Annotated in this window: 19 protein-coding genes and 1 tRNA gene; 9 read left to right on the top strand and 11 right to left on the bottom strand. The window is 63.7% G+C overall.

Features of this window, described 5'->3' with window-relative positions; all coding sequences use genetic code 11:
- Positions 1-6 precede the first annotated feature (6 nt).
- From AC25Z0_RS10560 to AC25Z0_RS10580, 5 genes are all read right to left on the bottom strand, one after another.
- Positions 7-630 carry a response regulator transcription factor gene (locus AC25Z0_RS10560; protein WP_488119616.1) on the bottom strand — a complete coding sequence of 208 codons (624 nt, stop codon included), beginning with the start codon at positions 628-630 and terminating at the stop codon, positions 7-9.
- Positions 627-1814, bottom strand: a complete 1188-nt coding sequence (locus tag AC25Z0_RS10565; RefSeq protein ID WP_488133196.1) for a histidine kinase — start codon at positions 1812-1814, stop codon at positions 627-629. Before AC25Z0_RS10565 ends, AC25Z0_RS10560 begins: the two co-directional genes overlap by 4 nt.
- Positions 1815-1850: 36 nt before the next feature.
- Complete coding sequence (locus AC25Z0_RS10570) at positions 1851-2663, bottom strand: ABC transporter permease (RefSeq protein ID WP_488133197.1); 813 nt, start codon at positions 2661-2663, stop codon at positions 1851-1853.
- On the bottom strand, positions 2660-3565 hold the full coding sequence (locus tag AC25Z0_RS10575; protein ID WP_488133198.1) for an ABC transporter ATP-binding protein: 906 nt from the start codon (positions 3563-3565) through the stop codon (positions 2660-2662). The genes AC25Z0_RS10570 and AC25Z0_RS10575 overlap by 4 nt, the downstream gene beginning before the upstream one ends.
- Positions 3566-3688: 123 nt before the next feature.
- The gene (locus AC25Z0_RS10580; protein ID WP_488119620.1) at positions 3689-4912 is read right to left on the bottom strand and encodes a pyridoxal phosphate-dependent aminotransferase; all 1224 of its coding nucleotides are present in this window, start codon (positions 4910-4912) and stop codon (positions 3689-3691) included.
- A gap of 230 nt (positions 4913-5142) precedes the next feature.
- Between AC25Z0_RS10580 and AC25Z0_RS10585 the strand changes: the two genes are divergently transcribed.
- The 5 genes from AC25Z0_RS10585 to rplA all read left to right on the top strand — a co-directional run bounded on the left by AC25Z0_RS10585 (position 5143) and on the right by rplA (position 7906).
- A tRNA-Trp gene (locus AC25Z0_RS10585) sits at positions 5143-5215 on the top strand.
- A gap of 41 nt (positions 5216-5256) precedes the next feature.
- The gene (gene secE, locus AC25Z0_RS10590) at positions 5257-5532 is read left to right on the top strand and encodes a preprotein translocase subunit SecE (protein WP_488119621.1); all 276 of its coding nucleotides are present in this window, start codon (positions 5257-5259) and stop codon (positions 5530-5532) included.
- Positions 5533-5631: 99 nt separating this feature from the next.
- The gene (gene nusG / locus AC25Z0_RS10595) at positions 5632-6564 is read left to right on the top strand and encodes a transcription termination/antitermination protein NusG (RefSeq protein WP_488119622.1); all 933 of its coding nucleotides are present in this window, start codon (positions 5632-5634) and stop codon (positions 6562-6564) included.
- 98 nt (positions 6565-6662) lie between these two features.
- Positions 6663-7094, top strand: a complete 432-nt coding sequence (gene rplK, locus AC25Z0_RS10600; protein ID WP_488119623.1) for a 50S ribosomal protein L11 — start codon at positions 6663-6665, stop codon at positions 7092-7094.
- A gap of 122 nt (positions 7095-7216) precedes the next feature.
- Positions 7217-7906, top strand: coding sequence for a 50S ribosomal protein L1 (gene rplA, locus AC25Z0_RS10605; protein WP_488119624.1), 690 nt, complete (start codon positions 7217-7219; stop codon positions 7904-7906).
- Positions 7907-7967: 61 nt separating this feature from the next.
- On the opposite strand, the gene add is transcribed toward rplA, so the two are convergent.
- On the bottom strand, positions 7968-8999 hold the full coding sequence (gene add, locus AC25Z0_RS10610; protein ID WP_488133199.1) for an adenosine deaminase: 1032 nt from the start codon (positions 8997-8999) through the stop codon (positions 7968-7970).
- 258 nt (positions 9000-9257) lie between these two features.
- On the opposite strand from add, the gene AC25Z0_RS10615 reads away from it, so the two are divergent.
- From AC25Z0_RS10615 to AC25Z0_RS10630, 4 genes are read left to right on the top strand one after another with little or no spacing between them, the layout of a single operon-like run.
- Positions 9258-10343 (top strand): ABC transporter substrate-binding protein, encoded by a 1086-nt coding sequence (locus AC25Z0_RS10615; RefSeq protein ID WP_488119626.1) that lies wholly within the window; start codon positions 9258-9260, stop codon positions 10341-10343.
- Positions 10343-11158: an ABC transporter ATP-binding protein gene (locus tag AC25Z0_RS10620; protein WP_488119627.1), complete on the top strand. Its 816-nt coding sequence runs from the start codon at positions 10343-10345 to the stop codon at positions 11156-11158. Before AC25Z0_RS10615 ends, AC25Z0_RS10620 begins: the two co-directional genes overlap by 1 nt.
- Positions 11158-11964, top strand: coding sequence for an ABC transporter permease (locus tag AC25Z0_RS10625; protein WP_488119628.1), 807 nt, complete (start codon positions 11158-11160; stop codon positions 11962-11964). The genes AC25Z0_RS10620 and AC25Z0_RS10625 overlap by 1 nt, the downstream gene beginning before the upstream one ends.
- Entirely contained in the window at positions 11961-12767 is an 807-nt protein-coding gene (locus AC25Z0_RS10630; RefSeq protein WP_488119629.1) for an ABC transporter permease, read from the top strand. Before AC25Z0_RS10625 ends, AC25Z0_RS10630 begins: the two co-directional genes overlap by 4 nt.
- 17 nt (positions 12768-12784) lie before the next feature.
- Here the strand turns inward: AC25Z0_RS10630 and AC25Z0_RS10635 are convergent, their stop codons facing one another.
- From AC25Z0_RS10635 to AC25Z0_RS10655, 5 genes are all read right to left on the bottom strand, one after another.
- Positions 12785-13162, bottom strand: coding sequence for a VOC family protein (locus tag AC25Z0_RS10635; RefSeq protein WP_488133200.1), 378 nt, complete (start codon positions 13160-13162; stop codon positions 12785-12787).
- A gap of 11 nt (positions 13163-13173) precedes the next feature.
- Positions 13174-14685, bottom strand: a complete 1512-nt coding sequence (locus AC25Z0_RS10640; RefSeq protein ID WP_488133201.1) for an APC family permease — start codon at positions 14683-14685, stop codon at positions 13174-13176.
- Between the two features lie 147 nt (positions 14686-14832).
- Positions 14833-16200: an NAD-dependent succinate-semialdehyde dehydrogenase gene (locus AC25Z0_RS10645; RefSeq protein ID WP_488133202.1), complete on the bottom strand. Its 1368-nt coding sequence runs from the start codon at positions 16198-16200 to the stop codon at positions 14833-14835.
- Positions 16201-16246: 46 nt separating this feature from the next.
- Positions 16247-17059, bottom strand: a complete 813-nt coding sequence (locus AC25Z0_RS10650) for a PDC sensor domain-containing protein (RefSeq protein WP_488133203.1) — start codon at positions 17057-17059, stop codon at positions 16247-16249.
- Positions 17046-17810: a FadR/GntR family transcriptional regulator gene (locus AC25Z0_RS10655; protein ID WP_488133204.1), complete on the bottom strand. Its 765-nt coding sequence runs from the start codon at positions 17808-17810 to the stop codon at positions 17046-17048. The genes AC25Z0_RS10650 and AC25Z0_RS10655 overlap by 14 nt, the downstream gene beginning before the upstream one ends.
- Between the last annotated feature and the right edge of the window lie 42 nt (positions 17811-17852).

Raw genomic sequence — 17852 nt, forward strand, 5'->3', positions numbered from 1 at the left:
CCAGCCCTACAGCAGTCCCAGCTCCATCGCCCGGGTAACGGCCCGCGTGCGGTCGCTCACGCCAAGCTTCTCGAACGCATGCAGCAGGTGCGTTTTCACTGTCGCCTCGCCAATGAACAGCGCCCGCCCGACTGCCGGATTGCTGTTGCCGGCGGCCACCAGCCGAAGCACCTCGAGTTCCCTGGCCGACAGGCGTGGCGCCGGCGTCGCATCCGTTCGAACTCGCTGCACGAGCTTGGTGGCGATCGAGGGTGCGAGCACGGTCTGGCCGCCGGCCACCGAGCGCACGCCCTCGATGATCTCCGCCTGCGGCGCTGCCTTCAGCAGATAGCCGCTTGCCCCGGCTTCAATCGCGCCGAGGATCTGGTCATCCGTCTCATAGGTGGTGAGGATCAGCACGCGGATGCCGGGCGTCGCCGCAAGGATCTGTGCCGTCGCAGCGACGCCATCGAGATGAGGCATCCGCAGGTCCATGAGCACGACGTCTGGGGAGAGCGCGGCCGCACGGTCAACAGCTTCGCGGCCGTCGGAGGCTTCACCGACCACCTCGATGCCCTCTGCTACCCCGAGCAGGCCGACGATGCCGCTGCGGACGATGGGATGGTCATCGGCGACGAGCACACGGATCACGAAGGTTCTCCCAACGGAATATTGATGCGCAGTTCCGTGCCCGTGCCGGCAGACCCAGCGCCGACCCGCAGGTCGCCACCGACCAATCCGACGCGGTCACGCATTCCAGACAGGCCGAATCCGGTCGCAGTGTCTGGGGAGTACGCGCCGAGTCCGCGCCCGTTGTCGAGCACGGTGAGGGTCACACTATTGCCAATGCTGTCATCGTCATCGGCCAGCGCAATGGAGATGGATGCCGTCTCCGCCCGTGAGTGCTTTCGCACGTTGGCGAGACCCTCCTGGGTGCACCGCAGCAGCACAACCTCGATCTCCCGATCGAGCTCGCGTGTGGCAACGGTCATATCCACCTGGATGCCCGTTTCACGCTCGAAGCGTTCGGCCAGCCGATGCAGGGCCTCGGTGAGCGTGGAGTCTCCGACGCTCGCCGGTGACATGGCAGCGACGAGGGCGCGGGCTTCGGTCAGGGCATCTCGCGCGGTGTCTTCGATGAGATCGATCGTCTCGGCCGCTGGTGATGCCTCTGCGCCTGCGGCAGCCAGCTCGGATCTCGTGCGCTGAGCCAGCATCACCAGGCTGGTGAGGCTCTGCGCGATGGTGTCATGGATCTCGCGTGACAGCCGTTCCCGCTCTGTCGCACTGCCGGCATCCCGGTGCATGGCAGCCAACTCGCCCTGGGCCGCGGTGAGTTCGGCGAGTAGCGTGCGGTGCTTCTCGCCGGTGTGGGCGATGCGGCTGATCCACAGCCCGAGCGCGATGGCGAACAGCAGCGAGAGTCCCTCGATTGCGAGTGCCTCCTGCGTGACGGCTACTGAACCGCCGAGGCCAAGCGCATAGCCGACCGCAACGGATGCCGCGAGCAAGACACTGAGTGTGACACCGACGGCAACCGGCCCGCACAACACCCAGATAAGTGGAAAGGCGATCGCCTGCAGCGTCGCCATATTGGGAACGAAGAACGTGGCGACGCCGCATCCGATACAGATGACAATGCAGAACACGACAGACGGACGGTCACCGCCCAGTCGGCGACGACCCCACAGCGCGTAACAGAGGCCGATTGCCGCAAGGGTGACGATGGCGCTGATTCGGTTCGCGGTCGATGCCGAGTAGCCGACCACGGCGGCCATCGCCATCACGGTGAGTCCCCCGGCCACGGCGAGGTCCCACCAGCGTTTCATCGTCATCTGCTCAGTGTCCCACCGACGCAGTATCCCACCGGATCAAGCGTCCTTGCGGATCCAGCGGAACGTCACCCTGCTGAGCACCAGGCCGACGACCAGCCAGATGCCGAGGTTCAACGCGATGAGGCCGTAGTCCCAGCTGCCAGACGGCTCAAGTGCGGCGAAGCTCTCCGGCAGGAAAACACCTCGCATTCCCTGCGCCATCCATTTGAGGGGGAACAGGCTGGCCACGTTCTGCATCCACTCCGGCAGCATGTAGAACTGCAGGTAGACGCCGGAGATGAACTGCAGCACCAGCACCGTCGGGATGACGACGGCCGTCGCGCTCTTGCCAGAGCGGGGCAGCGCGGAGAGCGCGATGCCGAGGAACGCGCAGGTGATGACGCCGAACACGAACACCCACCCGAAGGTGAGCCACTTCTCTGGCTCTGTTGGCAGCGCAACGTCGAAGGCGAAGTGGGCAACAGCCAGGAGCAACGCAGCCTGCAGCACGCCGGTCACGAACACCTGCCCGATCTTGCCCATGAAGTAGCTGAACGGAGACAGTGGGGTGCCCCCCAGTCGCTTGAGCGTGCCGTCGCCCTTCTCTGTCGCAATGTCGACGGCCAGGTTCTGCAGGCCGGACAGCAGCATGCCGGCAGCCAACATGCCTGGCAGGTAGTACGCACCGACGCTGATGCCGCCTGAGCCATCCGCCGCCGTGCCGACGTTGCCGGCCGTGCTGAACGCACTCGTGAAGATCGCGAGCATGACAACGGGGAACAGGAACGTGAAGAAGAGTGTGTCGAAACCGCGGAAATAGATCCTGGTCTCGTAGCCGATGCGCGATGCACCGAGGGCGATGGTGCTCATGCGTTGGCCTCTTCTTCCTGGAATGTGTGCTCTGGGGTCTCGACATTGGCTGCGCGCACGAGGTCGAGGTACACGTCCTCCAGGCTCGGCCGGATCACTTCAAGATCGGTTGGCTCTCCGCCGTACTCGCTCACGAGTGCGGCCACGCGCATAGCTGGCTCCTCTGTGCGTTCCTGCCGCACAGCGCCAGACGCGTCGCGCCAGCGAACGACGGGGATACGGGCATCCGCTCCACCGATCTCGTCGATGGCTCCGATGTCGATGAGGCGACCACCCGCGATCACCCCGGCTCTGTCGCTGAGTTGCGCGGCCTCATCGAGGTAGTGCGTGGTCAGCAGGATGCTGGTTCCCTCGGCTTTGAGCGAGCGGATGAGGTCCCAGAACTGGCGCCTGGCCTCCGGATCGAAGCCCGTCGTCGGTTCGTCAAGGAAGAGGAACTCTGGGCGCCCGATGATGCCGAGCGCGACATCCACTCGCCGACGCTGCCCCCCGGAGAGCTTGCTGATGCGTGTCTTGGCCTTCTCGGTGAGGCCGACGGCCTCGATCACCTCACGGACGCTCCGCGGGTGCGGGTAGAAGCCGGCGAAGTGGGTGAGCTGTTCGGTCACCGTGACGTTGCCGCTCTCACCGCTGGACTGCAGCACGATTCCGAGCCGTGCCTTCCAGTCGAGTCCGCCCCTGGCTGGGTCGACGCCGAGCACGCTGACGTCGCCGCTGGTGCGATCGCGGTAGCCCTCGAGGATCTCGATGGTCGTGCTCTTGCCCGCTCCGTTCGGCCCGAGCAGAGCGAAAGTCTCGCCGGCCTGAATGTCGAAGCTGATGCCGTCGACGGCGACAGCGCCGCCGTAGCTCTTGTGCAGGTCGCGTACTCGCACGACCGGTGAAGCGGATGTCTCGTTCATGGCCTCAGCCTCTCAGTCGGCGACTCGAGTGTGAAGCCTCCAAACGGAGGAGTCAGGTATCCACTGATCGGTGGATACCTGACTCCTGAGCCGCACGAGTGCCGGACCGTCAGATCTGCAGTCCTACGAGAAGAGTCGCTGCAGGCGTTCAACGCCCTCGAGCAGGGGAGCGTCACCGAGTGCGTACGACAGGCGCAGGTAGCCGCTCGGGCCGAAAGCCTCCCCAGGAACGACGGCAACCTCTGCCTGGTCGAGAATGAGGTCGGCCAGCTCAAGGGAGGTGGTCGGCGTGACGCCGCCCCACGTCTTGCCAAGCAAGCCGGTGACATCCGGGTAGACGTAGAAGGCGCCCTGTGGTGTTGGCGTGATCATGCCGGGGATCTTGCTCAACTCGGCAACGATCAGCTTGCGCCGGCGGTCGAAAGCGTCACGCATTGTGGCGGCCGCATCCTGCGGGCCGTTCAGCGCCGCGATCGCTGCGCGCTGCGAGATGTTCGACACGTTCGACGACAGGTGCGACTGCAGGTTTCCTGCTGCCTTGATGGCGTCGGAGGGGCCGACCATCCAGCCAACGCGCCATCCGGTCATGGCGTACGTCTTGGCGACGCCGTTCACGAGGATGGTGCGGTCGGCCAGCGCAGGAACGGCTTCGACGATGGAGATGGCCTGCACACCGTCATAGGTGAGGTTCTGGTAGATCTCATCGGTGATGACCCAGAGGCCGTGCTCGTCGGCCCACTCGCCGATGGCCTTCGTCTGCTCTGGCGAGTAGACGGCACCGGTGGGGTTCGACGGGGAGACGAACAGCAGAACCTTCGTGCGAGGGGTGCGGGCGGCTTCGAGCTGCTCCACCGTGACGAGGTAGCCCTGGTCGCTGCCGGCGAAGACGTCGACCTGCACGCCGCCTGCGAGCCTGATGGCCTCCGGGTACGTGGTCCAGTACGGCGTGGGCACGAGAACCTCGTCCCCAGGGTCGAGCAGGGTGGCAAACGCCTGGTAGACGGCCTGCTTGCCGCCGTTGGTGATGATCACCTGGCTGGGGGAGACCTCAAGACCGGAGTCACGAAGAGTCTTGGCGGCCACAGCCTCACGCAGTTCAGGAAGCCCTGCTGCCGGGGTGTACCGGTAGTTCTTCGGGTCGCGCACCGCAGCGAGGGCGGCTTCAACGATGTGCTCAGGCGTCGCGAAATCCGGCTCGCCGGCTGCATAGCTGATGACAGGGCGTCCGGCAGCTTGCAGGGCCTTGGCCTTGCCATCGACTTTGAGAGTTGCCGACTCTGCAATTGAGCCGACGCGGTGGGAGATTCGTGGAAGTTCGTGGGTCACGGTACGAGCATACGGGGGCACACGTTTGGTGCACAGAGCGACTACTCTGTAATACGTACGCCGAAAGAAAATGATCGAGTGAGCGGATGCCAGGGGCCCAGCTTTACAGCCACCCCTGAGTGACCTACACTAGATCCAGGTAGTGAAATCTGCCATGCTTTTTTGCGCCCTTTTTTGCTTCTCGTTTTGGTGAAATGCCAGGTGATTTGATTGAATAGGTACGTGCGAGGAAGCATTTAGATTTCGCCCATAGGGTGGTGGCTCAATTGGTAGAGCAGCGGTCTCCAAAACCGCAGGTTGCAGGTTCGAGTCCTGTCCGCCCTGCAAGTCGGTGGGTTTCCTCCGGCCCATGAAAGGTGTAATAGGTGGCCCGAAAAGTTCTCGACGAACCCAGTGAGGAAATCGTCGCCAACGCGAAGCAGGCGCGCGATTCTAAGCGCGGCCCGTTCGCTCGGATGTCCCTGTTCATCAAGCAGGTTATTGCGGAGCTCAAGAAGGTCGTCACGCCGACCCGCAAGGAGCTCCTGAGTTACACCGGCGTCGTGCTGGTCTTCGTGGTCATCATGATGGCTCTCGTATCGCTATTCGACTGGGTGTTCGCACTCGCCGTCACCTGGGTGTTCGGAACGCCAGGCGGCTAAGTCCGCCGTCACCGTCGGGCTGGCACCTGCGCGACATACATGGCAACGCTGCACGGGTAAAGATTTCGTGCCCATGCAACAGAGAAGGATTGAGATTTAGTGTCTGAGACGAATTACGGCGACGCCGACTGGGCAACCGCTGCTGAGCAGTCCGCTGAAGACGACGAAGCCCAGTCCGGAAACGTTCTGGCTGCCGAGGAGAACGCAGTCAAGGCTGCAGAAGACGTCGCGCTGCACATCGAAGACGAGAACGAGGATGTCGAAGACAACCTCGATGCCGCTCTGGATGCACTCGCGGACTCGACCGACCCCGAAGCCGACGCACTCGTCGACGACGCGCTCGACATCGACTCCGTCGAAGAAGCCGAAGCAGCTGTTGAAGCTGTAGAAGCCGAAGAAGAAGAAGCTTCTGAAGACCCCTACGACGAGTTCCGCAAGGAACTTCGTTTCGCGCCTGGCAAGTGGTACGTCATCCACTCGTACGCCGGCTTCGAGCGTCGCGTCAAGCAGAACATCGAGAACCGCAAGCAGTCGATGGCCATGGAAGATTTCATCTACCAGGTCGAGGTTCCGATGGAAGATGTCGTCGAGATCAAGAACGGCCAGCGCAAGATGGTCACCCGCGTTCGTATCCCCGGATACGTGCTGGTGCGCATGGACCTGAACGAAGACAGCTGGTCAGTGGTTCGCCACACGCCTGGCGTCACCGGCTTCGTCGGCAACTCGCACAACCCGACACCGCTTCGTTTCGAAGAGGCATTCGGCATGCTGAAGAGCCTGGTCGAGCCCAAGGACGTTCCGGTCACCAAGGCAGGTGGCGGACAGCCTGGCAAGGCGCAGGCCCGTGTCATCCCCGCAGAGGTCGACTTCGAAATCGGCGAGACCATCACGATCAAGGAAGGCTCGTTCGCTGGCCTTCCCGGTTCGATCAGCGAGATCAAGCCGGAGAGCGGCAAGCTCACCGTGCTCGTCTCCCTGTTCGAGCGTGAGACCCCGGTCGAGCTCAGCTTCGACCAGGTCACCAAGCTCTAACAACTCCCCTCAACTACCGCGCCTCGGATTCGCCGGGGATGCGGGAGAACCTCGTCGAGGCATCTCGACAGGCTCGATCACCGAAAAGGAATAGAACTATGGCACCGAAGAAGAAGGTTACTGGTCTGATCAAGCTTCAGATCAAGGCCGGCGCCGCCAACCCAGCACCGCCCATTGGTCCGGCGCTCGGTCAGCACGGCGTCAACATCATGGAGTTCTGCAAGGCGTACAACGCTGCGACAGAATCCCAGCGCGGAAACGTTGTTCCGGTTGAAATCACCGTTTACGAGGACCGCTCGTTCACGTTCATCCTGAAGACCCCGCCGGCAGCTGAGCTCATCAAGAAGGCAGCTGGTGTTGCAAAGGGTTCAGGAACCCCGCACACCGTCAAGGTTGCCAAGCTCACGCAGGCTCAGGTCCGCGAAATTGCCGAGGCCAAGATGGTTGACCTCAACGCGAACGACCTCGACGCAGCGTCGAAGATCATCGCGGGCACCGCTCGTTCAATGGGAATCACGGTCGAGGGCTAGTCCTTCCCCGTTCACCAGAACGAGTTCACTAGAACTAAAGCCGGCGACAGTAGTCGCAGGCATCACGTGGAAGAGCCTGCCAGGCTCGCACCACAGTCTCAGTAGCATTACAGGAGAATCAAATGGCACAGAAGTCAAAGGCCTACCGGGCCGCGGCCGAGAAAATCGGCACCGACAAGTTCTACACCCCGGCAGATGCAGTCGCCCTCGCCAAGGAGACCGGTTCAGCCAAGTTCAACTCCACCGTTGAGGTTGCCCTCAAGCTTGGTGTTGACCCCCGCAAGGCAGACCAGATGGTCCGCGGCACCGTGATTCTTCCTCACGGTACCGGTAAGACCGCCCGCGTCATCGTCTTCGCAACGGGCCCCGCTGCCGACGCTGCAATCGCAGCCGGTGCAGACGAGGTCGGTGGCGCAGAGCTGATCGAGAAGGTAGCCGCTGGTTACACCTCGTTCGACTCCGCCGTATCGACCCCGGAGCTCATGGGCCAGGTTGGCCGTCTCGGAAAGGTACTCGGCCCGCGTGGCCTCATGCCCAACCCGAAGACCGGCACCGTGACGCCTGACGTCGCAAAGGCCGTCTCCGACATCAAGGGTGGAAAGATCGAGTTCCGCGTTGACAAGCACTCCAACGTGCACTTCGTCGTTGGCAAGGCTTCGTTCGACGCAGAGCAGCTGCAGGAGAACATCGCTGCTGCCCTCGAAGAGATCGTGCGCTTGAAGCCGAGCTCCTCCAAGGGCCGTTACATCCAGAAGGGTGCTGTCTCGACCACGTTCGGTCCTGGCATCCCCCTCGATGTGAACAGCATCTAATTTCGTAACACCGTTCTTCGGAACAACGCAAAGGCCCGTCCATTGGACGGGCCTTTTGTGTTTAAGCGGATGCCGTGTATGCCGCGACGTAGGCGTCGATCTCTGCGAGATACTCTGCCTTGTCCTTCTCTGGCAGCCAGGATGCCTCGAACGAGTTCTTCGCCAGCGTCACGACCTCGTCGATGCCCAGGGATCCGGCCTCGATCAGTGCGAGGTAGTTGTCGGTCACGTATGCGCCGAAGTACGCAGGGTCGTCGGAGTTGATGGTCACCTTCACGCCGCTGGCAAGCAACTCGATGATCTCGGACGCCTTCATGTCACTCGTGACGAAGCTGTTCGAGACGGGGCAGCAGGTGAGGCCGATGCCGCGCTCACGCACCAGTTCGATGAGCGCGGGGTTCTCAACGATGTTCGTGCCATGGTCGATACGGTCGACCTTGATGTCCTCGAGCACCTGGCGGATGTTCTCGATGCTGCCCACCTGGTCGATGTCGCAGTGCATGGTGAGCTTCAGGCCCTCAGCCCGTGCGAGGGAGAAGACCTCTGCGAACTTCGACGGCGGGTTGTCCCGCTCATCAGAGTCGAGGCCGACACCGATGAAGAGGTCCTTGTACGGAAGCGCTTCCTGCAGGGTCGCCAGGGCGCTCTCAGCGGTGAAGTCACGGAGGAAGCAGAGAATCAGATCGGCGGATACACCGAAGTTCGCGGCATACGTTGCAGCGCGTGCGTAGCCGGTGATGACGGTCTCGATCGGCACGCCGCGCGAGGTGTGCGCCTGCGGGTCAAAGAATGCCTCGACGTGGCGAACCCCGTCGGTGGCCGCGCGCAGGAAGTAGGCGTTGGCCAGGTCATAGAAATCTTGCTCTGTGACGAGCACGTTCATGGCCGGGTAGTACACGGCCAGGAAGCTCGCGAGCGAATCGAAGACATAGGTCTGCTGCACGTCGGCGACGGTGCTCTGGCCGATGTCCACGCCATTGCGGGTTGCGAGGGCAAGCTTCAGGTCGGGCTCAAGCGTGCCCTCCAGGTGAAGGTGGAGCTCGCTCTTGGGCAGGCCGGTGACGAAATCCCGATCCGGAACAGTCTGTGACATGGGTGGTGACACCTTTCTCGTACGTGGATTGGACTCTAGCAAGCCGGGGTTTCTCGCGTGTTTCGCGGTGGTTCACAGGCGACTCATGGCGGTGATAAAGCCCAGATGGGGGCCCGTAATTGTCACGAGTTGGTCACGCAACGCGTCTGAAACATGATCGATTCAATGGCGTGACGTGAGCCTCATAGTGTGATGCGCGGCGGCACCAGCGATACCTCCCTGCCGACACATCGGATACGACACAGAAAGACTGGACTTATGAGATCAGCTTCGAAGACCGCCCGTTCGTCGGCATTCCGCATCGGGAAGCTGGCGGCCGTTGCAGCGGTTGCCGCCCTGGCGTTCAGCGCCTGCGCCGCAGACACCAGCGCAACCTCTGGGGCAGACGGTGGCAAGGAAGCGCTGGGTGATGCCAGCATTCAGCTCTCGTGGATCAAGAACGCCGAGTTCATGGGTGAATTCCTGGCGGAGAAGAACGGCTACTACGCAGAGGCGGGACTCGGCAGCGTCGATCTGGTCGCAGGGCCTCCGACATCCGCTGAAGCCACCGTCATCGCCGGCAACGTCGACATCGCACTCGGCAACGCCATCTCAACGGGCACTGTCATCGCCAACGAGGGCGCTCCCATCAAGATCATCGGCGCGACGTACCAGAAGAACCCCTTCACCATCCTGTCGCTGAAGGGCGTCGGCAATATCAGCTCCGTCGACGCGTTGAAGGGCAAGACGGTTGGCGTACAGGCCAGCAACATGAACCTGTGGGAAGCCTTCCTTGCGGTCAACGACCTCACCGACAGTGACGTGACAACTGTGCCCGTTGAGTACGACCCGACCCCGTTGTTCAACGGTGAAGTCGATGGCTGGTTCGGCTACCTGACCAACGAGGCAATTGACGCCGACCTGGCTGGCCTCGATCCCGTCAACCTCCCGCTGGCTGACAACGGCCTGCCGTTCGTCGCAGAGACGTTCATCGCGTCGGATGACTCCATCGCGAATGACCGCGACAAGTTGAAAGCGCTGCTGATTGCAGAGATCAAGGGCTGGGCGGACGCGATCAACGACCCTGAGGCCGCCGCGACCTACGTCGTAGACACCTATGGCACCGAGCTCGGACTGACGATGGCCAAGGAATCCAAGCAGGCCTCCGTGCAGTCAACTGACCTCGTCGTCAGCGCAGACACGGCCAAGAACGGTCTCTTCACGATCACCACGGAGCTGCAGAAGCAGAGCATCGCAACGTTGAAGGCTGCCGGTATCACCGTTGCGGCAGACAAGCTCTTCGACATGAGCCTGCTCGCAGAGGTCTACAAGGAGAACCCGGACCTGATTGCCTACAGCAAGTAATGAGCACCACAGATGCCGGTATCCGAGGGGCGACCTCGGGTACCGGCCTCCACATTTCCGAGCTTCACAAGACGTTCACGGTTGGCCGGCAGCAGGTGGTCGCGCTCGACAACGCCACCCTGCACACCGAGAAGGGCAGCTTCCTGTCGCTGCTCGGGCCGTCTGGCTGTGGCAAGTCCACGATTCTCCGCATCCTGGCCGGCCTGGAGAAGGCGACGAGTGGCACGACGCTCGTCGACGGCAAGACTCCTGAGCAACTGCGTTCAGAGCATGAACTCGGAATCGCGTTCCAGGACGCAGCTCTGCTGCCGTGGCGTGGAGTCCGCGCCAACATTCAGCTGCCGTTCGAGGTCGCAGGTCTGCCCGTCGACCAGGACTACGTCACAGAGCTGATCGCGCTCGTCGGCCTGGAGGGCTTCGAGAAGGCCAAGCCGGCCCAGCTCTCCGGCGGGATGCGGCAGCGGGTGTCGATCGCCAGGTCGCTGGTGCTGAAGCCGTCTGTGCTGCTGCTCGATGAACCGTTCGGCGCGCTGGACGACATGACGCGGCAGCGCCTGAATGTCGAGCTCCTGCGCATCTGGACGGAGAAGCCTGCCACGACGCTGATGGTCACGCACGGCATCTCAGAGGCCATCTTCCTCTCAGACCAGGTGGCGGTGATGAGCCCGCGGCCCGGACGTATCAAGGAGGTCATCGACGTCGATCTGCCACGCCCGCGGCATCCGGACATCATGCGAACGCCGGAGTTTCACGCGTTGCACGACCGCGCGTCCGACCTGCTCTTCGGAGATGCCCAGGCGGCGGTGGCACACTGATGGCCGCACTCGGGCGCCTGCCGCAGTGGGCGACGGGAGCGATCGGCGGCATCGTCATCATCGCGTTGTGGTGGAGCGGTGCCGTCACGGTCTTCCAGAACGTTGGTGCTGTGCCAGGGGGCGCGATCCCCACGCCGGGTGCTGTGCTCAGGCAGCTGGTCACCGATGGTTTCGCGTACTACTGGCCACACATCGTCGCGACCACGACAGAGGCCGGCATCGGGTTCGTCTGGGGTAACGCGTTCGCGCTGCTCCTCGCCGCGCTCGTGCTCATCTTTCCGCGTATCGAGAAGACGGCCATGCAGGTGGCCGTCATCACGTACTGCGTCCCCATCGTCGCGATCGGGCCCCTCGCGTACATCGTCATCGGCCCGTCGTCTGCCGGTGGCATCTCCGGCACCGCGGTCTTCCTCGCCGCGCTCTCCGTCTTCTTCACGACGGTGGTTGGATCCCTCGTCGGCCTGAAGGCAGCGGATGCCGCCAGTCTCGACATCATCACCGTCTACGGCGGTACCCGGCTTACCCAGTTACGCAAAGTTCGACTCTTCGCCGGCCTGCCGAGCGTGCTGTCCGCCCTCCAGATCGCGGCGCCGGCCGCCTTCCTCGGTGCCGTGCTCGGTGAGTACATGGGCGGGGCAGAACGCGGCCTCGGCGTCGCACTGCTGACCGCCGGATCGTCGGCCAACGTGGATCGGGTCTGGGGGCTCGCCATCGTGTCCGGCCTGGTCGCCGGACTCGGTTACCTTCTCTTCGGGCTCATCGCCCGCGCGGCGGCGCCGTGGTCACGCGGTGGGAGCGCACGATGAACGCAACACGGAGCATGGGCGTTGTGTTGGCCAGGGGCCTGCTGACCGGACTCGTCACATTCGTGGTGGTGCTTTCGGTGTGGCAGGGATTGCTCCTGCTGCTGAACATCTCACCGTTCATCGCGAAGGGACCGCTCGACGTCTGGAACTGGTTGTTCACGGTGCCGGCCGCCGCCGACAATCGGGCCGGCGTCTGGGACAACCTCATCGTCACACTGAACGACGCGTTCATCGGGTTCGTCGCCGGCATCCTTGCGGCGACGGTGCTTGCCACCGTGTTCACGCTGTCGCGCGGCATCGAGAGTGCACTCATGCCGCTGGCGCTGCTGCTGCGGTCGGTGCCACTGGTGGCGCTGGCGCCGGTGATCATCCTGATCGTCGGGCGCGGGGCATCCGTTGCCGCTGTAATGGGCGGAATCGTCGTGCTGTTCCCTGCTCTCGTGAATATCGCGTTCGGCCTGCGGAGCCCGTCGCCGCAGATCGCCGACGTGGTGACCGTGTATGGCGGCAACGCATTCACGGTGCTGCGGAAGGTGGCGTTCCCCGGGTCGCTGCCGTCGTTCTTCGCCGCCGTCAAGATCTCGATTCCCGGCGCGATCACCGGAGCCCTGCTCGCCGAGTGGCTGGCCACCGGCCAGGGGCTCGGAAACGGGATCGTGACAGCCGTCGCACAGGTGAAGAACTTCGAGGTGTGGTCATCCGTCGTGGTGATCACCATCGTGTCTTTGCTGCTCTACGGGCTCGCCCAGCTGGCCGAGAACCTCGTGCTGCGCCGGATGGGCATGGAGCAGCGCGGGGGATAGTGCTCAGGGGTCGCTGGCTACGGGTCGTGCCGTGGTTCGTGGCTCACCAGGCCAACGGTGTTGCCCTCGCTGTCGGTGATGAACGCCATCCACTCGTCTGTTCCTGCCGGCCCGAGCGCGTCGTCGGTGTGGCTGAAGATCACGTGCGGTTCGTCGACGATGGTGACGCCCCGCGCGCGGAGCCGCTCGACGGTGTCACGCACGTCAGTGACCTGCAGGTAGATCAGAGCGGATGGCGCGGCCTTCTCCAGCAGCAGCCGGGAGATGCCGACATTGAAGAACAGCAGCCCCTGCGGCTCGAATCGAGCCGCAGGGGGACTGCCGAGCAGGTCGGTGTAGAACTCCGCCGCCCGATCGAGATCGTCGGCGTGCTGGGCAACCTGCAGAATCTCCATGGCGACGTGGGTCAGACTCTGGTGTTCGTGGCGTGCGAGCGCAGCCGCTCTGCGACCTCGATGGCATCGCCCTCTGGCGCATTCGATTGCTGGTCTGGCTTGGCGAGCAGCAAGTAGGCCAGGCCGCTGATCATGACAATGCCGAGACCAATCAGCACGATCCAGTCGTCGAGGAAGACACCGGATGTTCCTGGGCGTGCGAGCAGGATGATCGCGAAGATGCCGTAGAGCAGGGCGACAACGTTCACGATGTACCCGGCGGTGCCGAGGCTGAACGGGCCGGCGGGCTTCCACCCCTTGATCCGCTGCCGGAGGGCGGCGAGGACGACGGCCTGGAATGCGACGTAGATGCCGATGACCGCGAACGCCGTGATCTGGGTGAGCAGGGCGTCGGAGCCGATGTAGATCAGCAGGCAGAGTAGCAGCGGGATCGAGCAGGCGACGATCAGCGCGTTGATCGGCACCGCGGTGCGCGGCGAGACGTGCGAGAGCCAGCGGTGCCCTGGAATCATCCCGTCGCGTGCGAACGAGAACAGCAGTCGGCTGGCCGCGGCCTGCAGGCTGAGCACGCAGGAGAGGAACGCGGTGATGGCGATCACGAGGAAGATCTTCGCGCCGACAGTACCGAGCGTCGATTCGAGGATGAGTGGGATCGGGTCGGCATCCGTTCCGTCGACCACGGCCTGGAGATCGGGGGCTGCCATGACGTAGCCGGCGAAGGCGAACAGAGCGGAGACGCCGCCGACGAGGATAGTCATGATCATGGCCTTCGGAATGCGCCTGGCCGGGTCTGCCACCTCTTCGGCGACGTCACCGCAGGCCTCGAACCCGTAGAACAGGAACAGCCCTGCGAGGGCAGCACCGAGGAATGCAGCACCGTAGCTGCCATCGCCCTCGACGCCCATCGAGTCGAAGAAGATGCTGAACTCCTGCTGGCGCTGGAAGATGAGCAGGTACAGGCCGACGGCGATGACACCGACCAGTTCGGCGGCGAGGCCGATCCTGGCGACCCTGGCGAGCATCTTCGTGCCGGAGAAATTGAAGGCGAACGCGACGACCAGGAACACGATCGACAGGACGAGTGTGACCTCTTTCGTGAGCGGGGCATCGATCAGGCTGGCGAGGAAGCCGCTGCCGAACTCCGCCACGGCCGTGATGGTCACGAGCATCGCCCAGATGTAGACCCACGCGGCCATCCAGGCGTACCGCTTGCCCCAGAGTCGCCGTGTCCAGGGGTAGATGCCGCCGGCGATCGGGTACTGGGAGACGACCTCGCCGAAGACGAGTGCGACGAGCAGCTGTCCGCCACCCACGATGAACAACCAGAAAATGGAGGGCGGACCACCCGTCGCCATGGCAAGGGCGAAGAGCGAGTACACGCCGACGAGCGGGGAGAGATAGGTGAATCCGAGAGCGAAGTTGCCCCAGAGGGACATAGATCGGTGGAAGGAGTTGTCGTAGCCGAGCACCTTGAGGTGTTCGCTGTCTTCGAGCCCGTTCTGCGCTGGCATATCTACTGACATGGCTGACCTTTCGGAGAAGAATCCGAGAAGGCTCCCGGCCAGTACGGCCAGGAGCCTTCAGTGGTGAGCCAAACATAGCGAAAGGTGTGTCGGTAAAGCTATAGAACCGGATGATTGGTTTTTCGTCCGGTGTCCGGCGTTTGGTCCTTAGCCGATGCGGATCATCTTCTTGTTGACGAATTCGTCTGCGCCGAAACGGCCGAGCTCGCGGCCGGAACCCGAACGCTTGACACCACCGAACGGAAGTTCTGCACCATCAGCGCCGACGAGGTTGATGAAAACCATGCCGGCCTCGATGCGGTTGGCGACGCGTTCTGCCTGGTCTGCATCCGTTGTGAAGACGTAGGAGCCGAGCCCGAACGGGGTGTCGTTGGCCAGGCGAATCGCGTCGTCCTCCGACGTGGCACGGAACACGGAGGCCACTGGGCCGAAGAACTCCTCGTGGTACGCGTCATTGTCAGGGGTGAGGTTCGTGAGCACTGTCGACGGGAAGAAGGTGCCGTTGCGCTCGCCACCGACGGCGACCGTTGCGCCCTGGGCGACAGCACGATCGACCTGGTCCTGCAGGCGCTCAGCGGCCAGCTCTGAAGACAGTGGGCCGAGCACGGTGTCCGGCGAGGTGGGGTCGGCAGGGGTCACCGCTCCGAGCGCTGCCGTGAACTTCTCCAGGAACTCGTTGTAGAGGCTGTCGGCCACGATGAACCGCTTGGCCGCGTTGCAGGACTGGCCGTTGTTGTCGAGGCGAGCAGCGACGGCCGCTTCGACGGTGGCGTCGAGGTCGTCGGTGCTGAGCAGGATGAACGGGTCTGAGCCGCCGAGTTCGAGAACGACCTTCTTCAGGTTGCGGCCGGCCACCTCTGCGACGGCGGCCCCTGCACGCTCAGAGCCGGTGAGGGAGACGCCATGCACGCGGGGATCGGCGATGACCCTGGCGACCTGGTCGTTGCTCGCGTAGATGTTGACGTACGCGCCGACGGGGAAGCCGGCGTCGTGGAAGATCTGCTCTATGGCCGCGGCGGATTCCGGGCACTGTGAGGCGTGCTTGAGCAGGATGGTGTTGCCGACGATGAGGTTGGGGCCGGCGAATCGGGCCACCTGGTAGTACGGGAAGTTCCACGGCATGATGCCGAGCAGCACGCCGAGTGAGCTGCGGCGGATGAGCGCTGACCCATCACCGTCGCGCAGTGTGATCGCCTCATCCTTCATCAGGTCGACGGCGTGCTCTGCGTAGTAGGAATAGATGTCGGCGCTGAAGTCGACCTCGCCGAGAGCCTGTTCGATGGGCTTGCCCATCTCGCGAACGATGATCGCGGCCAGTTCGTCGCGACGCTCTGTGTGCAACTCGCCGACCCGGCGGATGAGTGCGGCACGTTCCTCGACGGTGCTGGCCCGTGACCAATCGCGATGAGCTGCCGCCGCGGACGCGATCGCAGCGTCGAGCTGCTCATCGGTGATCAGGGGATAAGTCTTGACCGTTTCCCCGGTCGCGGGGTTGATGACGGCATAGTCACTCATGGGGGCTCCTTCATGCGACGCAGATTGAGCCACCAGCTTAGGGGCCTTAGCTTCCGGTAGGAATGGACGAGCCGTACAGTTTCGGCTGCAGTGTCGCCAGCGTGAACGGGGTCCCCTGGCAGGCGACACGATCGCCGACAGCCGAGTCAAGCAGCGACCCTGGTGCGACAGCGGGGTCTGTCGACAGGATGACCCGTCCGCTGTGGCTGAGCAACGCCAGGGGAGCACTGCAGTCGAGAAAGCGCCGGAGGAGGCGGTCCTCAAGGGTTCGCACGGTGACATCCACTCCAACGACGCCGACCATGCGGTCGTCGCCCTGCGTGGGAACCGGCACGGTGATGGTCAGGTTGTACTCGAAGGTGCAGAGGTGATCGACGTACGGTCCTGTGACGTGGGTGCGCCGGGTTGACTCCGGGATGCTGTACCACTCGAGCGAGCGGAAATCGCGCAGGTACTCGGTGTGGATGCGGGTAGCCAGGTCGAGTCTCGTCGGTTCGAGGGTACGGGCAATGACCGGATTGCCACCCTGCGGTCCCAGCCACCAGGAGAAGTGCACATCGGGGGTGGGTGCGACACCGGCACCGATAAAACCAGCACCGATGAAACCAGCACCGATGAACAGTGGATCCGATCCTGCGAGGTCGGGAACGACCAGCGTCTCGACGAGCGCATCGAGGTCGCCGGGCGCACCGGTCACGTCGCTGGTGCTGGTGCTGGTGCTGGTGCTGGTGCTGATGCGATCCCGCCACTCATCGAGCTGGGAGAAGATCCGCCCGAAGAGCTCGCCGACATCGGCGGCCACCATCGTCGGCGTCGTGTGCTCGTCAGAGACTGTCATCTGCTGGTCAGGCACTGTCATCGAGGTGGCCTCCTCGTTCGATCGTTGACTTGGCGGCGAGTAACCACTCGGCAAGGTGCTGGATCTGGACGGTGACGAGTGAGCGCGCTTCCCCGGCGTCCTGGACAGCCACGGCGGCGACGATGGCGGCGTTCTCGGCGGCGAGACGCTCCCTGGCTGACGCATCCATCATCGACATGAGCAGCAGGGGCCCGAAATCTGCCTGCAGGCTGATCTGCTCGCGCACCAGGCGGGGGGACTGGCTGAGTACCGCGAGTTCCAGGTGGAATCCTCCCGCATTGGTGCGGGCGGCAGCCGCCGTGCTGAAGTCCGCAGCGGCGAGCCAGGCGGCCAGGCGCGCCGCATCGTCGATGGATGCCCGCGTGGCTGCGCGTTCCGCTGACCCGGCCGCGATCGTGGCAAAGTACACGGCCATATCGCTGATGTCGACCCTGGCCAGCGTGCGGAGTCGCGCCGCGAGCAGCGCACCGTGCGGGGCGGGGTTCTTCGTGATGAAGCTGCCGCCCTCGCGGCCGCGCCTGGTCTCGATGAGTTCGGAGTCGCGCAGGATTCCGAGGCCCTCGCGCACGGTGATGAGGGCGACACCGAAGCGCTTCGCAAGATCTTGTTCTGTCGGCAGGCGCTCTCCGGAGGCCAGGACGCCCAGGATGATCGCGTCGGAGAGCCGTTGTGCCACCTGCTCTGAGCGGCCGGCCTCGTTCAACTGCGCGAAGACGGCTTCGCGTGCACCGGGGAGTCGCTCAGCCGCCATGGTGCCAATCTATCGGGGAAAACATCCGGTATAGGATCGCAC

This window comes from Leifsonia sp. Y862 (genome assembly GCF_057669585.1).

Bases quoted from the DNA above. Each gene is read 5' to 3' on its own strand.
- AC25Z0_RS10565 (WP_488133196.1), bottom strand. From the start codon at position 1,814: ATGACGATGAAACGCTGGTGGGACCTCGCCGTGGCCGGGGGACTCACC.
- AC25Z0_RS10570 (WP_488133197.1), bottom strand. From the start codon at position 2,663: ATGAGCACCATCGCCCTCGGTGCATCGCGCATCGGCTACGAGACCAGG.
- AC25Z0_RS10575 (WP_488133198.1), bottom strand. From the start codon at position 3,565: ATGAACGAGACATCCGCTTCACCGGTCGTGCGAGTACGCGACCTGCAC.
- rplK (WP_488119623.1), top strand. From the start codon at position 6,663: ATGGCACCGAAGAAGAAGGTTACTGGTCTGATCAAGCTTCAGATCAAG.
- rplA (WP_488119624.1), top strand. From the start codon at position 7,217: ATGGCACAGAAGTCAAAGGCCTACCGGGCCGCGGCCGAGAAAATCGGC.
- add (WP_488133199.1), bottom strand. From the start codon at position 8,999: ATGTCACAGACTGTTCCGGATCGGGATTTCGTCACCGGCCTGCCCAAG.
- AC25Z0_RS10615 (WP_488119626.1), top strand. From the start codon at position 9,258: ATGAGATCAGCTTCGAAGACCGCCCGTTCGTCGGCATTCCGCATCGGG.
- AC25Z0_RS10620 (WP_488119627.1), top strand. From the start codon at position 10,343: ATGAGCACCACAGATGCCGGTATCCGAGGGGCGACCTCGGGTACCGGC.
- AC25Z0_RS10625 (WP_488119628.1), top strand. From the start codon at position 11,158: ATGGCCGCACTCGGGCGCCTGCCGCAGTGGGCGACGGGAGCGATCGGC.
- AC25Z0_RS10630 (WP_488119629.1), top strand. From the start codon at position 11,961: ATGAACGCAACACGGAGCATGGGCGTTGTGTTGGCCAGGGGCCTGCTG.
- AC25Z0_RS10635 (WP_488133200.1), bottom strand. From the start codon at position 13,162: ATGGAGATTCTGCAGGTTGCCCAGCACGCCGACGATCTCGATCGGGCG.
- AC25Z0_RS10640 (WP_488133201.1), bottom strand. From the start codon at position 14,685: ATGTCAGTAGATATGCCAGCGCAGAACGGGCTCGAAGACAGCGAACAC.
- AC25Z0_RS10645 (WP_488133202.1), bottom strand. From the start codon at position 16,200: ATGAGTGACTATGCCGTCATCAACCCCGCGACCGGGGAAACGGTCAAG.
- AC25Z0_RS10650 (WP_488133203.1), bottom strand. From the start codon at position 17,059: ATGACAGTGCCTGACCAGCAGATGACAGTCTCTGACGAGCACACGACG.
- AC25Z0_RS10655 (WP_488133204.1), bottom strand. From the start codon at position 17,810: ATGGCGGCTGAGCGACTCCCCGGTGCACGCGAAGCCGTCTTCGCGCAG.